Annotated in this window: 19 protein-coding genes; 3 read left to right on the forward strand and 16 right to left on the reverse strand. The window is 45.5% G+C overall.

What is annotated here, in order from left to right; genetic code table 11:
* Positions 1–32: 32 nt before the first annotated feature.
* From PHP87_RS07170 to PHP87_RS07205, 8 genes are all read right to left on the reverse strand, one after another.
* Positions 33–941, reverse strand: a complete 909-nt coding sequence (locus tag PHP87_RS07170) for a precorrin-6B methylase (protein WP_299919965.1) — start codon at positions 939–941, stop codon at positions 33–35.
* 70 nt (positions 942–1,011) lie between these two features.
* Positions 1,012–1,950 (reverse strand): thiamine pyrophosphate-dependent enzyme, encoded by a 939-nt coding sequence (locus tag PHP87_RS07175; RefSeq protein WP_299919967.1) that lies wholly within the window; start codon positions 1,948–1,950, stop codon positions 1,012–1,014.
* Positions 1,947–3,140, reverse strand: a complete 1,194-nt coding sequence (gene porA / locus PHP87_RS07180) for a pyruvate ferredoxin oxidoreductase (RefSeq protein WP_299919969.1) — start codon at positions 3,138–3,140, stop codon at positions 1,947–1,949. The genes PHP87_RS07175 and porA overlap by 4 nt, the downstream gene beginning before the upstream one ends.
* Positions 3,137–3,445 carry a 4Fe-4S binding protein gene (locus tag PHP87_RS07185; RefSeq protein WP_299919971.1) on the reverse strand — a complete coding sequence of 103 codons (309 nt, stop codon included), beginning with the start codon at positions 3,443–3,445 and terminating at the stop codon, positions 3,137–3,139. Before PHP87_RS07185 ends, porA begins: the two co-directional genes overlap by 4 nt.
* Entirely contained in the window at positions 3,442–4,026 is a 585-nt protein-coding gene (locus PHP87_RS07190; protein ID WP_299919972.1) for a 2-oxoacid:acceptor oxidoreductase family protein, read from the reverse strand. Before PHP87_RS07190 ends, PHP87_RS07185 begins: the two co-directional genes overlap by 4 nt.
* A 571-nt stretch (positions 4,027–4,597) precedes the next feature.
* Positions 4,598–5,440 (reverse strand): tRNA (N6-threonylcarbamoyladenosine(37)-N6)-methyltransferase TrmO, encoded by an 843-nt coding sequence (tsaA, locus tag PHP87_RS07195; RefSeq protein WP_299919973.1) that lies wholly within the window; start codon positions 5,438–5,440, stop codon positions 4,598–4,600.
* A gap of 693 nt (positions 5,441–6,133) precedes the next feature.
* Positions 6,134–6,307 (reverse strand): transposase, encoded by a 174-nt coding sequence (locus PHP87_RS07200; protein WP_299919975.1) that lies wholly within the window; start codon positions 6,305–6,307, stop codon positions 6,134–6,136.
* 10 nt (positions 6,308–6,317) lie between these two features.
* The gene (locus tag PHP87_RS07205; protein WP_299919977.1) at positions 6,318–6,668 is read right to left on the reverse strand and encodes a hypothetical protein; all 351 of its coding nucleotides are present in this window, start codon (positions 6,666–6,668) and stop codon (positions 6,318–6,320) included.
* Positions 6,669–6,871: 203 nt separating this feature from the next.
* On the opposite strand from PHP87_RS07205, the gene PHP87_RS07210 reads away from it, so the two are divergent.
* Both PHP87_RS07210 and PHP87_RS07215 read left to right on the forward strand, forming a co-directional pair.
* A complete protein-coding gene (locus tag PHP87_RS07210) occupies positions 6,872–11,215 on the forward strand; it encodes a DUF3048 domain-containing protein (RefSeq protein ID WP_299919979.1) in 4,344 nt (1,447 codons plus the stop codon).
* Positions 11,196–12,854, forward strand: coding sequence for an S-layer homology domain-containing protein (locus PHP87_RS07215; RefSeq protein ID WP_299919981.1), 1,659 nt, complete (start codon positions 11,196–11,198; stop codon positions 12,852–12,854). Before PHP87_RS07210 ends, PHP87_RS07215 begins: the two co-directional genes overlap by 20 nt.
* Positions 12,855–13,021: 167 nt before the next feature.
* Here PHP87_RS07215 and PHP87_RS07220 read toward each other — a convergent pair whose 3' ends face one another.
* From PHP87_RS07220 to PHP87_RS07235, 4 genes are all read right to left on the reverse strand, one after another.
* Positions 13,022–13,279, reverse strand: a complete 258-nt coding sequence (locus PHP87_RS07220; protein ID WP_299919983.1) for a PEP-utilizing enzyme — start codon at positions 13,277–13,279, stop codon at positions 13,022–13,024.
* Between the two features lie 23 nt (positions 13,280–13,302).
* Complete coding sequence (locus tag PHP87_RS07225) at positions 13,303–13,749, reverse strand: pyruvate kinase (protein ID WP_299919985.1); 447 nt, start codon at positions 13,747–13,749, stop codon at positions 13,303–13,305.
* Positions 13,750–13,790: 41 nt separating this feature from the next.
* Positions 13,791–13,961 (reverse strand): HIT family protein, encoded by a 171-nt coding sequence (locus PHP87_RS07230; RefSeq protein ID WP_299919994.1) that lies wholly within the window; start codon positions 13,959–13,961, stop codon positions 13,791–13,793.
* A 363-nt stretch (positions 13,962–14,324) separates the two neighbouring features.
* Entirely contained in the window at positions 14,325–14,723 is a 399-nt protein-coding gene (locus tag PHP87_RS07235; RefSeq protein ID WP_299919995.1) for a DUF4143 domain-containing protein, read from the reverse strand.
* Between the two features lie 162 nt (positions 14,724–14,885).
* Between PHP87_RS07235 and PHP87_RS07240 the strand changes: the two genes are divergently transcribed.
* Positions 14,886–15,068, forward strand: a complete 183-nt coding sequence (locus tag PHP87_RS07240; RefSeq protein WP_299919987.1) for a type II toxin-antitoxin system HicB family antitoxin — start codon at positions 14,886–14,888, stop codon at positions 15,066–15,068.
* An 86-nt stretch (positions 15,069–15,154) separates the two neighbouring features.
* Here PHP87_RS07240 and PHP87_RS07245 read toward each other — a convergent pair whose 3' ends face one another.
* The 4 genes from PHP87_RS07245 to PHP87_RS07260 all read right to left on the reverse strand — a co-directional run.
* The gene (locus tag PHP87_RS07245) at positions 15,155–16,054 is read right to left on the reverse strand and encodes an AAA family ATPase (RefSeq protein WP_299919988.1); all 900 of its coding nucleotides are present in this window, start codon (positions 16,052–16,054) and stop codon (positions 15,155–15,157) included.
* Between the two features lie 368 nt (positions 16,055–16,422).
* Positions 16,423–16,704 (reverse strand): type II toxin-antitoxin system RelE/ParE family toxin, encoded by a 282-nt coding sequence (locus tag PHP87_RS07250; RefSeq protein WP_299919990.1) that lies wholly within the window; start codon positions 16,702–16,704, stop codon positions 16,423–16,425.
* Positions 16,676–17,164: a hypothetical protein gene (locus PHP87_RS07255; protein ID WP_299919992.1), complete on the reverse strand. Its 489-nt coding sequence runs from the start codon at positions 17,162–17,164 to the stop codon at positions 16,676–16,678. The genes PHP87_RS07250 and PHP87_RS07255 overlap by 29 nt, the downstream gene beginning before the upstream one ends.
* 21 nt (positions 17,165–17,185) lie before the next feature.
* On the reverse strand, positions 17,186–17,345 hold a 160-nt coding region (locus tag PHP87_RS07260; protein ID WP_299919996.1), incomplete at its 5' end, for an RNA chaperone Hfq.

The following is a 17,345-nucleotide window of genomic DNA, read 5'->3' on the forward strand; positions in this document are numbered from 1 at the left end:
TGATTTGATCTTCACCAGCAGTAACTCTGATACTATCCTTTTATGCTTCTGCCAGAAATAAGCCAGGGAGCTGGAAATGGCTCCAGCATTTTTTTGCTATTGACTCGCGATACCGCTACATGGATGGCTTCAGTTCGCTCCAGGCCGTTCTCCCGAAACAAAGCAGGCAGGGACATTAGAATTTCGAAGTCCAGGGTATAGATCACAAAATCCATAAGAGGATTGATGGACAGCAGAGTCTTTATTTCGCTGCCAATCCTTGAAGAACCCACTATAAAGGCTATGTTTGGCGCCGGCAGCTTATCCAGGATGCCATTTTCCAGAGACTCAACGATGGTTACGTTGTTCAGGCCAAATCTATTAACATTTTCTTGCATGGTATTCCGATCCCAGCGGTCATATTCCACAGCAATGACACTGCCCTCAGCAGCAATCATGGCGGCCTCCACCGCGATGCTTTCACCTGAGATTATACATATATTATCCTGGTCTCCCAGATTGAGCTTATTCATTATAACCGCCCGAACTTCCCGGCACACATACTGCACCGAGCCGCAGGAAAAACGGCTGTTCTCCATACCTATATGATAATTCGTGGCAGCGTCAGGATTCAGAATCAACATAGCTGCAGAGGCATTGATCCCGCGGTTAATCATGTCTGAGACCTTGTCGTGCTTGATCTCGCCAGATGGATCTGAGCCCTCATTGTACCAGATATCACAGTCCCCCAGTTCCGCATTCCACATGTCGTAGAAGATATCCGGATGTCCAGCATCTGTAAAAACCAGCACTGCCCGGTTGCACATAACGGTCGGAATCAGGTTCTTATTCTTTCCGGTAATATCCAGCATCTTCAGTTTTGCCAGGTTGATCGGGGCATTCCGGGAAAAATACTGAAGCCAGGATAAAATGACTTCATTATTAAACATTGTTTGTTCCACAGGCAAAACCTCCTTTGTTAACAGCTATCATAGCATATTTTTAGGCTTTACTTCCAGTCTCTGCAGTAACTTAAGCACCGGTGTGCTCCAGCAAGCGTTCCCATTTTTGATCCACATAGCTCTGCGCTTCTTCAATCATCCACTCATTGCCTTTCTGGAACATATGGCGGAATCTGCCCTGAGGGCGGAGAAAGTCTTCCACGGGCAGCTTTTTCTTCGGTTTATAGCTCAAACGCCATACCCCCTCCTCTACTTCGTAAAGGGGCCAGACGCAGGTATCCACCGCCAGCTTAATGATCTCCGCCAGCATGGCCATGGGGTAGTCCCATCCGCGAGGACAAGGGGACAATACGTTCAAAAAGCAAGGGCCCTCAGTATAAATAGCTTTATAAGACTTGCTGTGCAAATCCCTGAAATTGCCTACAGGGGCAGTCTGAGCCACATAGGGGATATTATGAGCAACCAAAATCTCCGTCAGATCTTTTTTATTCTGTTTCTTGCCCTGCCCCGTAGAACCTACAGGCGTGGTAGTCGTGCGGGCAAAACGAGGCGTTGAAGATGAACGCTGGATTCCGGTATTCATATAAGCCTCGTTGTCATAGCAGACATAGACCATGTCATGACCACGTTCCATGGCTCCTGACAGGGATTGTAACCCGATATCATATGTGCCGCCGTCACCGGCAAAAGTAATGAACTTGACGGTTCCTTCCACCTTGCCGCGGCGTTTCAAAGCGTTATATGCTGCTTCCACTCCGGAACAGGTAGCTGCGGAGTTCTCAAAAGCAGAATGAATATAGCTGTCCATATAGGCAGTGTAAGGATACATAAAGGTGGAAACCTGCAGACAGCTGGTAGCGTTAACCACCACTGCCCGGTCCTCTCTATCCAGGGCACGCAGAACCCCTGACACAACTACCCCGGTGCTACAGCCGGCACAGAGCCGGTGCCCTCCGGTGAGACGGATCGGCTTTTCTACTTCCCGTTTCAGGTTATATACCGTACTCATACTGTCTCCTCCTCCCTTGACCTCTGTCCCATATGGGTATATACCGGGTGGGTTTCACCGGTCCCAGCAATATCCGCCAGCCGGCCGAAGACTTTTTCAATATCCTCGGTCCTTACATCACGGCCGCCCAGACCGTAAACGATATTAATCATATATGGACGTTCCTTCAGATTATACAAAGCGCTGCAGGTCTCGGCAAATAAAGGACCTCCGTTGGCTGAAAAGCCTTCCGATTTATCCATAACGGCTACGGCTTTGGTGCCCGCCAACGCCCGGGCCAGTTCCTCGCCAGGGAAAGGACGGAAAACCCTGATTTTAACCAGCCCTGCCTTTACTCCATCCTCCCGTAGCTTGTCGATAGCTGCTTTAGCCGTTCCGGCAGTGGAACCGATTAGAACCAGAGCCAGTTCTGCATCCTCCATCCTATATTCTTCAAACAGGCCGTAGCGCCGGCCGGAAATCTTTTCAAACTCTGCGGCTACCTCCAGTATGCGGGTCTTGGCCGCCTTCATGGCCTCAGCCTCCAGGACCTTGTGTTCCATATAATAGGCACTCACATCATACGGTCCTACCGCCAGCGGATTTTCTTTTTTCAGCAGATAATGTTCAGGGTTGTATTCCCCGATGAACTTGCGCACCACATCCGTTTCCAAAAGCTCTATATTCTCCACGGCATGACTGGTAATGAAGCCATCCATACAGCTCATCACCGGTAAGCGAACGTTTGGGGTCTCGCCGATAGGCATGGCCATTATAATATTATCGTAGGCCTCCTGATTATTCTCGGCATAAATTTGAATCCAGCCGCTATCACGGGCTCCCATAGAGTCGGAGTAGTCGTGGTTTATGTTAATTGGCCCCGAAAGAGCCCGGTTGACACAGGCCAGGGTAATCGGCAAGCGGCATGAAGCCGCCACATACAAAAGCTCGTACATCAGGGCCAGTCCACAGGATGAAGTAGCACTAACGGCTCTGGCTCCTGCTGCTTGTGCCGCAATGCACACGGACATCGAACTATGCTCGGACTCCACGGTTACATATTCAGTATTAACCTCTCCATTGGCTACATAAGCAGCGAAGTATTCAGGAATTTCTGTGGAGGGAGTGATAGGGAACGCTCCCATGACATCAGGATTTATCTGCTTCATGGCATAAGCTACAGCCTCGTTGCCGGAAAAACGGCTGCTCATATGGCCACACCTCCCGTCACCATGGTAATCGCCGGGAAGGGACATACATTCTCACAAATGCCACAGCCCTTGCAATACATATAGTCGAAGTCCAGACGTTTCCCGTCCTTCACCGGAATAGCACTGTCCGGGCAGAATGGAATACATAACATACAGTGTTTACATGCTTCCTCGTGAAAAATAGGCGTGTTGGTTCGCCAGGTACCGGTATTGAAGTCCCGTGCGGTTCCTGCTTCGTAGATCTCCCCACCGGGAGTCAGATCCTGCCAGGGGGTAAGCTCATTGATATCTTTCGCACGAATCATCCTAGCTGTACCTCCTCCATGGATTTTTTCAGGGTTGTCATATTCCCCTCGATAAGTTGGGGCTTGTCAGCAAATTTATGTTTAAAGGATTCTTCAATATTCGCTAAAAAACGCCCGGTTTCCAAAACTCCGCTCACCTTAACCGCAGCCGCCAGCATAGGGGTATTGGGGAGGTTTCTGCCCAGTACCTCTTCCGAAATGCTGCGGGCATCTATGGTACAGACTTTTCCGGTCCATCCCTGCAGGCGAGGACGCATCTCCTGGGGGGAGCTGGGAGTGTTTATTATTATCGCACCGCCTTCTTTTAGTCCTCCGGTAACGTCAACGCTGTCCAGCAGAGTTTCATCTACCACGACCACATAATCCGGATAGTAAATGTTGGAATGGATAGAACAGCGTTTCTCACTGATGCGATTATAAGCCGTAATAGGGGCTCCCATACGTTCCGGCCCATACTCCGGGAATCCCTGTACGAATTTCCCTTCCAAAGCAGCCACATCCGCCAACAGCAGGCAGGCCATCTTGGCTCCCTGTCCGCCCCGGCCGTGCCAACGAATTTCTACCATATCATTGCTTGCCATTGCTTTCTCCTCCAGTCCTTATGATGATAAAAGTGAATAAAACTAAAAAAGGCTTTCGTCCCATAAAGGGACGAAAGCCATAAAGACATTCGCTATACCACCCATTAGTACGACATACCATCATATGCGTTCCCTATGACGGGGGAAAACCGTCGGAGCCTACTGGATAATTCGTTCGGTCCGCAGCTCAGGAGTGATTTTCGGGTTCAGACTACTGGTACCGGGCTTGCACCGCCCCCGGCTCGCTGCAACGTTCACCTTGAAACGTACTCTCTCCGTCAATGCCTTTAAAATTTTAGATTATAGATTAATATACCCACTTGACTGCTTTTTGTCAATATCTTATCTGCTTTCAAAGCTTTATTACAAGATGTATCCACCGGTTCGTCAAGATTGCTGCTTTAATTTTGCTTTACCCGCTCAGCAATATTCTCTTGTTGAAGTTGCCAAGCTACCTTTTCCGTTTGGAACTAACCAAGAAATCATACATATCTTCCAAATTTTTAAATCCCATTTGTTGGGCTTGCTGTTTTGCCGTCCCGGTTAGACCAGTAGGCATTTCCCCTAATATTTAGACTTTTTGCACCGAGGCGAATAATGCCTCTTCTCCCAGTTCTAGAACCTCACGCGCTTCTGAATAGAAATACTCGTTGAGCCTGATTTCCACCTCATTATCCGGGCCAACCAGCTTGAGCTTCCAGTCACCAAAAGAATTTCGGTTCTCTTCCAAAATCATATTCCCCCGTAAAACACTGCATCCGGTAACTCCCTCAACCCCCTGGGCAAAGAAATATCCTCCCCGTACTTCCGCCCGGAGCGCCCCCCCACGAGCGATACCCAAAACCTGCAAAGCTTTGGCACCGACCCTCAGCCCCAGACTTAGCCCAACATTGATAGTATCCCAGTGGAAGGCCCGGGAAGTAGTTTTAAGTTCATCTCCCTTGCACCAGTTCAAGGGTATTTCCGCCAGGGGAAAAGCATCAAAATGAGGAATATATATTTTAATATCCAGGACGGGAGTTCCATCAATGGCATCCAGTCCTCTTACATAGAGGCGGTTTTGCTCACATTTTACCAGCTCCACCACACAGTAGCCCAAACTCGAAGGACGAGCCGGCGAGCGGGTGGAATAAACTCCCTGACAGGCCGGTTCACTATCAAAAGGCAGAGTCAAAGGGGCCTTCCCTTCCTGTCCGGTTCCCGTCATTTCCAGCCAGTCCTGCTTGCGGTGCTGGTAATAGATGACATGGATATGGGAAAAGTATTCAATCCCTATCAAAGCGTCCATAAGGTCTTCCCGCATATAAATCATGCTTTCGCGCTTGTAATCATATTGACGGCTAACCTCCTTGAAATCAGAAACCACTACTCCGATGGGTTGAATAGAAACAGGCTCCTTTCGAATATCAAACATTGCGCATCAACCTCCTTATATTTTCAAATAATGTTTACATTCAATTTGGGCAACATAGTTATTTGCCGTTTACAACATGGACCGGCAACAGTATTCAGTAAACTCAGCCCGTTTAATGGTGGCATCCGGCTGGAAGGTCTAACCAGGTTCATGGTGATGCACTCTTCGGGACTGGCCTGCCCCAAACATAACCTCAAGCAGGTGGAACCATCCAGGTTGCTCCAGTCGGGTGCGGGCAAAAATCAAGAGTCTACACCCCTTCCCGGTTTTCCACATTAATAAACTCGCTGCTCTACTATAGTTCTTCTTCCGTTCCCACTTCCCATGTGTAGTTTTATGCTCTTGCTTACCGGATGCCGCTATGCTCCCCCAATCTTTTCTCAAACGCCTTCTTTTAGCCTATACATATGGCTCATCGCCCAGACAAACCGGGCTGGTGTTATTCGCGCAAAGAAAGTGGTGAAAAATGTTGCAAAATAATTAACATAAACTAATTAGATCATACATTACTTGACATTACTCTAATTGCTATATTCTATTATGTCAACCACACTTTTCCTGCACCAAGCTTTGTTTAATCGTTGTAATCCTGCATATTCTGCTGTTTTAGTCAACCCAAGATTGGCGACATATTTTACCAAATCCAACAATACCCCCATTTTGAGCAACCACATTATGTAAAAGTAGTCCCTATTACCGGGTTAGAAATATCGGACGTAGATCCAGATGCGATTTGATTTCGTGGAAAGCTTCCTCAACCTTATTCTTGTCGCGATACCACTGGATTATCTCCTCGGCAGAGTAGCTCTGGGTGTCTACATTGCTGATAAAACAGGTAATACCATGCAGTCGCTGTTCTTTTTCCAATGCTATCTGATCAATGGAGTAGGATAAACGGTAGGAAGATACAGTGTGCTCTTTTCCGTTTTCCCCAATTATCGTATGGCTCTGAGCTTCTATACTCTAAGGAAATAATCCGGGTTTTAACATTGATACCCAGGGGGTTAAAGACTATCTGGACATTGTCCCCCACAGATAAATCCAGCAACTTAAAAAAGGCAACATCATAGGAAGAACTATTCTCCCGGGAATCATAGGATACCGCTACATTGGTTACGTTTTTTGTATCCATCGCCAGCTGATAATTGGTACTTCCTCTATGGCTTCTGATATTAATCTTGTAGCCGTCATATTCAATCTCCCCGCCTAAGATGGCGATGTACTGCATCAGGGCTGCTCTTCTTGAAACATCAACTTGCGGTTTTTAAATAAAGGGGGTAAGGTTGAAGTTAGCATAACTGGTAAAATCTATCTTCGTGTACTGGGAAGTTTTTGGATTTTGGTATTTTGGGGGTGATTGTTGTTTGTTAAACATAATGCTGGGTAGTCCCTGAAGATTAATAAACGGAATACGGTTCAGGAGGGTTGAAAATGAGTTTCAATAACAGGTTAAAAGGTCAAGTTCTTATAGTCTACCTGGTGATTATTACCCTTTTAGTCGGAACTGGGATAGGCTATAACCCGTCTATGGTACTGGCTGATGAGCCTGCTGTAATTGCTATTGTTGCGGGAGGATCGCATTCGCTGGCACTTAAGAATGATGGTAGTGTCTGGGCCTGGGGTAATAACCAAAATGGGCAGCTTGGTGATGGCAGTACCACTTGCCGTTCCTATCCGGTACAGGTCAAGGATGGTACAGGTGTAGGATTCCTGGAAGGAATAGTGGCTATAGCTGCCGGAGGTAACCACTCGCTGGCGTTAAAGAACGATGGTACGGTGTGGGCCTGGGGAGGCAATTATAATGGGCAGTTAGGCAATGACAGCCGTCAGGAAAATCCTTTACCGATACAGGTAATCAGTCCGGATGGTTCTACATATCTTGGAAATATTCATGATATAATTGCTGGACCTAGCCAGAGCTTTGCCCGGGATGACAGTGGACAGGCCTGGGCCTGGGGTAACAACTATTATGGCCAATTGGGAGACGGGACTAACAACTACAACTGTACCCGACCAGTACTTGTACAGGGTTTATCAAGTATTAAACAAATAACCAGCGGCAGTGAGCATACCCTGGCGCTTAAAGATGATGGTACAGTTTGGGCCTGGGGTCAGGGCAGTCTGGGAACAGGTACCAGTAGCAGCAGGCTTCCCCTGCAGGTTATGGGACCGGAGGGAGAAGGTTATTTAACTGGTATTACGATGGTGGATGCTAGCAATTGGTCTAGTGCTGCGGTAAGTGTTATGGGTGCAGTTTATCAATGGGGTTCATATCCTCAGATAGTGGAAGGATTAGATGAAATTTCTGCGATAGCAATGAATGATTATAACAACCTTGTTGCTTTAAAACGTGATGGCAGCGTATGGCAAAATCAATATAGTACATATGCAATGGTAGTTGGTTTATCCGACATAGTGGCTATATCAGGATACCGGCACTGTATGTCCCTGGATGCCCAGGGTAAGGTTTGGGCCTGGGGTAATAATGATTACGGTCAACTGGGTAATGGTTCCACTGAGTATAGTTCGGTTCCGGTGGAGGTTGATTTTGGCAAGCCCTATGATAACGTTGCTCCAGAGGTTGTTAGTACCAATCCGGTTGCCAATGCCTCAGAGGTACCCTTAAATTCTGCAATTACTATAAATTTTAGTGAACCCATAAAGTCTGGGAGCAACTTCTCTGCGCTGCGTTTATTAGATAAGGATGGTAATACTATTTCGCTAGGCAAAAAAAGCATAGTAGATAATACTCTTATTCTGGAGCCCCTTAATGATTTAATCTTTGCAATGGAATATACAATATTAATTCCTGCCGATGCGGTCTTGGATTTATCTAATAATCAGCTAAACTCTGAATTTTGTTTTAGCTTTGTTGCCGGTTCTACTATATCAGTAACAGGGGTTAATCTAGACCGGGCGCAGTTTATCCTACCAGTTGACGGCCCGCCGGTTGCGTTACAGGCTACTATTACTCCCCTGAATGCCAGTAACAAAAACCTGAGCTGGTCCTCAAGTAATCCTGAGGTGGCTACAGTAGATACAAACGGGCTAATTACTCCGTTAAGCATTGGTTTAACAGTAATCACAGTTACCACCGAAGATGGTGGGCTCAGTGCTCAATGCTCAGTTAGTGTCGCTGAGTGGGTCACGGTTACGGGAGTAAGTTTGGAGCAGAACACTTTGAACCTGGGGTTAGGCCAGACTGCAAGTTTAAAGGCGATAATAACACCGACTGATGCCAGTAATCAAAAATTATACTGGACTTCAGACCATAGCAATATAGCCCAGGTAGATTCCGAAGGTCGGGTTACAGCTCAGTCTCCAGGAGAAGCGATAATTACCGTTACTACCGAGGATGGCAGTTATACAGCGAATTGCACCTGTACAGTCAGTGATATAGTAGTAGACTTTCCCGACCCCAATCTCAGGGTCAGGATACGACAGGAAATCGGCAAAGCAACTGGAGATATCAGGCAAAGCGACCTGTTAAAGCTTAATTCTTTTAGTGCTACTTATACAGGAATAACTAGCCTTGAGGGTTTACAGTACTTGAGTAATATCACTTCATTGTATTTAAATGGAAACGAAATAAAGGATCTTTCCCCTTTAGGCACTTTGGCTAATTTGCGGTATTTAAACATTAATGGTAATAGAATTAAAAAGCTGGGACCCCTGGAACAGTTAACTGCGTTACAGGAAATTAATTTATCACATAATCAGGTCCGCGACATTGAACCTTTAAGTAATTTACTGCAATTAAAAAGGATTTATCTTAATTATAACCAGATTCGTGACGTTACACCTCTCTTAACTAATAGCAACAATGGAGGTTTACGCTCAACTGGTAATGATCCATGGGAGCGCGGTTTTGTAGATCTGCGCTGGAACTACCTGGATATAAACGAAGATTCAGCTACCGCCAGTGATATTCAAACCCTTTTAGACCGTGGTGTCGATGTACAATTTACTCCACAAATGCAGGCTCCACCGGATGAGAAACCACAGGATATTAATGTAGTTAGCTTAGTAATAGATAACCACCCCGATGCTCGACCTCAAACCGGGCTAAATGATGCGGAAGTCGTTTTTGAAACTACAGTTGCTCCCGGTATAACCAGACTGTTAGCCGTTTATGACCCGGGCAATACATTTGCTGAAGTAGGACCGGTACGTTCTGCGCGTAGGAACCTGGTTGAGCTTGCCGCCGGATATTCTGGAGCTATGCTGCATTGTGGGGGTAGTACTGATGCTCTTCATTTTCTGAATCGCATGCCGCTGATGGACTTCGACGAAATCTATGGTTCAGGCAACTACTTTTTCAGGTCATTAGCCCAACAGGCACCACATAACCTATATACCAACAAAGACTTAATATTACAGGGTATTGAGGAAAAGAATGGCGAGCTTGCTACCTTTAATAAGGCTTTACCGATAGGTGAAATGAGCGGAGGCAATCCCGCTACACAGGTCACCGTATGTTTCCGGGGACAAAGCTATGATACTGTTTTTAAATGGGATTCTCCTAGCAATAAATACCAGCGATATGAAAAGGGGCTACCCTGCCTCCTGGCAGATGGCTCCCCAATAAAAACTACGAACGTACTGGTTCTATCTACTCCTCATGAAAAAATTTTTGACCCTGTAGCTGGGGAGTGGGTAGTTCAGGCAAAAGTAACCGGTGAAGGTCCGGCTAGTTTTTATCGGGATGGACAAATATGGAACGGTCGCTGGAAAAAGGATAGCAGCAGTGCTGGCTTTATTTTTACGGTAGATGGACAAACAATGCACTTCAGTTCAGGAACAAGCTGGGTTCTATTTGATGAGCTTCCGGCTATAACTAGCACCGACCCCCTGGATGGTCAGCATTCAGTAGATGTTTCTCGTAATCTCTATGTTTACTTAAACAACGAACTAATCGCCGGGCCTGACTTTGGGCTAATCAAAATGTATGACGAGAAAAGCAATCCCATTTTAACGGAGCAAGAGTTGCTGAAAAAATCGCTGGTAATACGTCCTACAGCACCTCTTGCCTATAACTGTTATTATACTTTGCGTATCCCTGCTGCGGCGCTGGTCGATGCCCAGGGTAAATCGCTGGATCAGGAAACTGTTATCACCTTTCGTACCCGCGATAAATATGATTATAACCTGACTCTGGGCCAAGGATGGAACCTGGTTTCTGTTTCCAGGCCGGTACAATCATTTGAGTTGGTGCAAGAAGATGTGGAAGCCTGGCTCGCTTATGCTCTAAAAGATGGCAAGCTTGGCTGGATTACGGACCCTGATGAAATCCGTAAGGAGCTAAATAACCCCGCCAGTGCAGTTTTTATTAAAACAGTGCGGCCCTCAGTAATGAGATTTGGTTGGGCAGAAACTGATGATCCGCACAACACATTTGCTTCCAAAGAATTAGGTGCGGGCTGGAATCTGGTTGGAAGTAGTTCTCGTGCCTATTTAAAAAACAATTTGGCTTCCTTGCGTTTCAGTAACGGCCAGGGATTGACCCAAGCATATAACCCAGGCTCATTTAATGCGCGTAAAACAGATAGTAATCATGCGGTTTGGAGTTCGCAACTGCTTGATATTAGTGAATGGCAAGCCAACGAAATTATGAGCCCATGGGATGGTTACTGGGTATTTCTGCGCGGAACAAATCAGATTTATTCCATTCCGGTATATTATAGACATGGTGGTGTAGTGGTGCCAACACCAATACAACCTCCGCAAGGAACGTCGGGAACAGGAGGGAGTATAAATGATGAAGAGATTGATTAAGCTTACGGTATTAATCTTTTTATTATCTTTACCAGTTCCATTAGCTCTGGGTCAACAGGAAGTGCCTTCTTTACCAGCCCTTTGTTATGGAGAAATCTCAATCCAGGGGGCACCAGCCCCCGCTGAGATAACAGTAGAAGCTATAGTAGATGGAATTGTTTGTGGAAAAATAACTAGTAGTGAAGAAGGGTACTACGGGGGTCCGGGTATCAAGTCTAAATTAGCGGTAAGTGGAAACCAGCTAGATGGAAGCCGCATAGATTTTTATATTACTGGTCGTTATAATAACCAGGAGTATAAACGGGTAAAAGCCGGTGAAGCACTTTATTGGGGCTCAGGAGAAGTAAAACAAATAAATTTAGAAGTACCAGTAGACCCACCAATTCCTTACACTCCAGGTGGTGGTAATGGTGGCGGACCTGGCACGACTGCTCCCCCCAGCACAGATACCGAAAAAAATGTAGCTACGTTAAGCGAGCAACTAATTTCTTACCAGACCCGCGTGATGGAAAATGGACAAATAATCGAACATATAGTTATTTCAAATACCGCTAGCACAGAAATCAATAATGCTAAAGCAAAAGGAAATAATACAATTGCAATTAACCTGAGTAGCAAAAGTGAATCCGATATTAAGGTAATTACCATTCCCGCTGAGGTTATTAATTCTGCCCAAAATATGAACATTCAAATCAATCTTGCAGGTATGTCCATTGAAATACCTGCAGCAATTCTCAACCTGTTAGCTAAAAATACGCAGGAACTTAAAATTAGTTTACAACCAGGTGATGCCCAGGAAACCAAAAATGAGATCCAAGCATTTCCTCAAACGCAAGGCGCAACCGTATTGGGAAACCCCGTAGAAATTATGGCAGATTTGCACGGAACAACAAGTGTTACGCTTCCTTTGGGCGGAATTAATATACCAAAGGACCCTGCCGAAAGACATATTTTCTTATCAAACCTTGCGATATTTGCCATACATAGCGATGGCGAAAAAGAGCTAATCAAAGGGGAATTGATATTTGATAAGGATGGGGTACCATTAACTATACGTTTCAGTACAAGTAAATTTAGTACATTTGCTATAATCAAACTGTCCGAAAAACAAGAAACCATTTGTAACGATATTAGCGGGAATTGGGCTGAGTCCAGCATAAGAATCTTATTGGCCGCAGGAGCTATTAGTGGTTACCCGGACAAAAGTTTTAGACCGAACCAGAATATTACTCGAGCAGAATTTACTACTGTTCTAGTTAAGGCTTTTAGACTTACCCCTACAAACGGGAATGAATTTACTGATTGCAAGTCACACTGGGCTCAACACTATATTTCAACAGCAGCCACCCACGGCATAGTTCAGGGATACAGTAAGAACGTTTTTGCGCCCGACCAACCAATAACACGTGAACAGATGGCAGTAATGATGGTAAAAGTCTGCGGTTTGAAAAAAACCGATTGGGTTAAACAATTTAGCGATGAAGAGCAAGTTTCAGATTGGGCTAGGGAGGCTATAGACATTGCAGCTGGAAACCAGCTTATAAACGGTTATCCAGATGGCAGTTTTGGACCATTAAAAAATGCGACCAGGGCTGAGGTAGCTACAATAATAGTTACAGCATTGAATAAGACTAAGTAGGCTCGAATTAATAGTAATAGTTGTTAAATTAAACTTGCTATACCATTTCTTTTTACGGTTATCTAATGAGCGGATAATCATTTTTAAAGGGGGAATGAAACGTGACTTTTTCATTCCCCCTCAAACTTTACATATTCATCCCTGGCCAACCGCACCTTCCGAAATTATTAGCGTACTCGGGCAATTCCCTGGTAAACCCGGCCATGAGGGGTATCCAGGGTGACCAGCATATCGTCCTCCAATAGACCGGTGGCGTTTCTAGCTCCTACAATTACGGGAATGTTAGCATTCAAACCCATAATGGCCGCATTGGAGGTCAGGCCTCCTTCCTCCGCCACCAGGGCGGCAATTCGAGGCAGGTGAGGGGCCAGGGCACAGTCGGCACTGGTGGTTACAAGGATATCCCCGTCTTTAATCTTTTCCATGTCTTCCGGATAAACTACTATTCTTACTCGGCATCCCGCCGCTCCAAAAGACGCCTTATTTGCAGCACATCATCCGCTGTACGCACAAAAGAAGCGGCAATAAAATCAACTTCTTGCTCTATGCCAAAGTTAATATCCTCTTTATCTTTTTCACTGAGGAAAGGCATGTTTATACGGGCTCCGGGTACATTGATTCCTTTCCTCTCTCCCAGTTCCCCACCATTTACCACCTGGCAAATAATGTCCGTATCGCTGGTCTCCAGCACCTGCAGGTTAATCAAGCCATCAGCCAGCAGTATGCTGTTGCCCTTTTCCACCTCCTGGGGCAGGCGATCATAGGTGATCTGTACCAGGTGTTCATCTCCTTCTACCTGGCGGGTGGTGAGCACAAAACGCTGTCCAGCTTCCAGCTTCACCTTTCCGGCCTTGAGCAAGCCGGTTCTTATCTCCGGTCCTTTGGTATCCAGCATTATGGCTACCGGTACTCCCGCCTTCTTACGGGCCTCGCGTATTATTCCTTATCCAGAAGCTTTTTAGCTTCTTCCAATAATTGATTGAGCGCCAGTCGCTCCTTCGGGGTGCTATCAAAATAACTTTGCACATGCCGCCTGGTGGTAATCAGCAGATGCCCCGGCGATACCGGGTATTTATCATAACGAGCCCAGGCCCATTCATTTTGCAATAAAGCAACATAGCGTCCGGCCAGGTAGGTCGCCAGTTCACCCGATAAAAGATTGGCGTTGGAACCAGTAATATAGATGTCTGCATCAAAATCAACCGATAAGGAATTAACACAGGAACAGCAAAAGCCTGACATTCTTTTCCCATATGTTTAGCCATCTATTGTTCCTGCCTAAGAATTTTATCAATAAGTTGTTCAATTATCTAAGCCCGATTATCTTGCCGGTTATAGGTATTACTATACCAAAAATGCGGTAAATATTCACCCTTAAATGCCGTAATATCCGAGCTTAGAGCTGTTTTGTTATTACCCTATGCGACCTTCAATTCCTCTATTTTGCCGACTTTAAATATACCATCTTCGTTATTCTTCCAGCAGCCAATCCAAAACATTGCGCTTTTGGATACCATCGTAATCTGCAGTTCCAAACGGCTCATCCAGTGTAAGCAGGTATTTGGGATAATTATCAGCTACTTTTTTAAAAGGAGCTAGTTCTCTTTTCAGCGTTTCTTCTTCCAGCGTTGTCGCTGCCACCTGATAATAGGCCAAGCCGCCAGGGCTGATCGCTACAAAATCAACCTCGCCGCCGTCAGCGAGCTGACCGATATACACCTCGTAGCCGCGCCTTCTCAGCTCCAGAAAAACGATGTTTTCAAGGATGTGTCCCACATCGCTTTCCTTTCCTCTGACAAGCACATTCCGCAGTCCAACATCAACGGCATAGTACTTACTCTGGGTGGTGAGAAACTGCTTGCCTTTGATGTTGTAGCAACCGGCTGATTGATATTACCATTATAAATAACCGACGCATGGCCGGCAATAGACGGAGTTGCCCGGATAATAACTCCGGAGGTAGAAAAAAATAAGTAGTAATAGTACAATACAATGTACATCAGGATAGAAGGGTGAAAGGGGGAAACTACTATGAAATTTAAGGTTATTCTCTTTAAAGATGAGGATAATTATATAGTTGCCAGTTGTCCGGCCCTACCGGGTTGTGCCAGCCAGGGTAAAACACGGGAAGAAGCATTAGAAAATATAAAGGAAGCCATTTACGGTTGCATCGAAGCTAGAAAAGAGTTGGGATTGCCTTTGGGGGATTCTTGACCAGATGATGCCAGTCACACACACAGAATAAGCTCGGGGACATTCCCCGGACTTATTTGCCTTCTATTCTACACTTTCGCCCAGCATTAAGCCTGAATACTGCGAGGATCAGGCAGATCCACTTCTTCAATTGTTACTAAATCGCGGCGGACAGGGGCATCTTTATCCACTATGCGCAAGGCCTGCAATCTTATGGATTTCTCCGCCAGGTTCCTTACATACCTGGCATTACCACTGTGAGAATGACGGTTTTTAACAAATTCGTTGAGTTGTTGTTTAAGTTTCCAACGGCATCTATTGGTTAATTCATACTCTCTTTCCTGATATATCTGCAGGGCAATTTGAAATAATTCCTCCGCATTGTAGTCGCAGAAGTCAATATGAATGGGAAAACGGGATCTGAGTCCGGGGTTAGACTTTAAAAAACGATCGATTTCCTGGGAATAGCCCGCCAGGATTACCACCAGGTTATCCCGGTAGTCCTCCATGGCTTTGACCAAAGTGCTAATGGCTTCCTTCCCAAAATCCCTTTCCCCTCCCTGGGCCAGAGAATAGGCTTCATCAATGAATACTATACCACCCATGGCTCTTTTTAAGATCTCCCTGGTTTTTTGGGCGGTGTGTCCGATATACTCCCCGACCAGATCAGCCCTTTCCACTTCCAAGAGGTGCCCCTTACTTAATATTCCAATTTCATTGAATATTCTCCCGAGAATTCTCGCTACAGTGGTTTTGCCCGTACCGGGATTACCCTTGAAAACCATGTGCAGGGCGGTGGGGTCTGCTTTAAGCCGCAGTTCTGAGCGTCTGTTTTGGATTAAGGTAAAAGCCGCCACTTCGGCCAGGGTTCTTTTTACTTCCCGCAGGCCAATTAGTCTTTCTAGTTCCAAAAACGAATCTTTGCGGGGAAAATAACCAGGCACCGGGCATGAGAGGATTCGTTCCCGTTCCTGGTTTATATCCGTAAAGCGCATCGATATTTCCATTCCTTCACCACTTCCCAAGAAAGCTCTTTAAGCATCGGAAGAAACTGCGGAGCAGTTTCAACGAGAGCGCTGCAACGAACCAGGGATTAGAACCCGCCAGCTGTTTTATCAATAGGAACCCGGCTGCTTAAAAGCGAGAAACATATTTCGTTATATTATATGAGAAACAGATAAAAGTGGTGCCATGGAGTGATTCTGTCGATTAGCGAAAATTGGCATATTGAAGTTCATATTTATTCTTCCCAATACAAGGCGCAAGCTATGCCTGCGCCTTGTGTGTAATAAGCCCAAGCATAGCTCTAAGCATCCTCATAAGGGTCTCAAAGTATTCTATTCCCGTTGCTACGAAAGTTGAGTTAATAATCTTGTTATTTATATACGTCACCACGTGGGAGAATAGTAGCTACGTTGATAGTTTTGTCCGAATCGTCTATGGTGAAAATAATCCGGTATTTACCTACACGAAGTCTATACTCTCCTGCTCTGCCTTCCAATGGAATTATATCCTGGCTGTCATTCTTCGGATTTATTGCCAGCAGACGCAAGGCGTTAATAATTCTTTGATCAAAGGGGCTATTGACGCGGGAAAGATATGTTGATGCTTTGCGGGACAGTTTGGCTTTATAATTGTTTTTGTTGGCAGAACTCATCTAAGCTCACCCATTCCCCGCGTTCTATTTCTGTCTTACCTGCCTCAATATCTGCAATATCTTCTGGTGAAAGCTCTTCATTTTCAATATCCCTTGCTATTTCAAGCAAGATTTCAAGTTTCTCAACCGGTAGTCGCTGAATTATTTCTTCAATTTGTTTTATGGAAGTAGTCATACCACCCTCTCCTTCCATGTTGTCGTATTCTTCTATTTCCTGTTCCAAGATAATATAATCATCCGGGGCTTCTAATTGTCGCAGTTCTTCCTTGCCAAGGGGTTCATCATCCGGTAGCAATTGTTTAATCTCCGCCCAGGTTTTATTCTTTCTTTTTCGTTCAAGCAGATATTTTAGGTAATTATATGCAGATCTTGTATCGGAATCGCTAACTATGCCACCCATGGCCGCATCTTTAATAGCGACCGCAGGAAGCCTCAGTAGTACCCGCAGGGTGGGGACCACAACCACCGATGGAAAGTGAGTTTAGTCGTCATCGCTTCTGGCTTCCAAATTCATCATGGATATAGGCCGGAGCGGGGCCACGGTTGAAATCGCATGTTTGTATACCAGTTGCTGTTTTTGGTCTACTTCAATAATTACGGTGAAATTATCAAAACCTCTTACCATTCCCTTTATCTGAAAC

Origin of the sequence: Syntrophomonas sp. (assembly GCF_028707975.1) — a bacterium.
Taxonomy (GTDB): Bacteria; Bacillota; Syntrophomonadia; order Syntrophomonadales; family Syntrophomonadaceae; genus Syntrophomonas.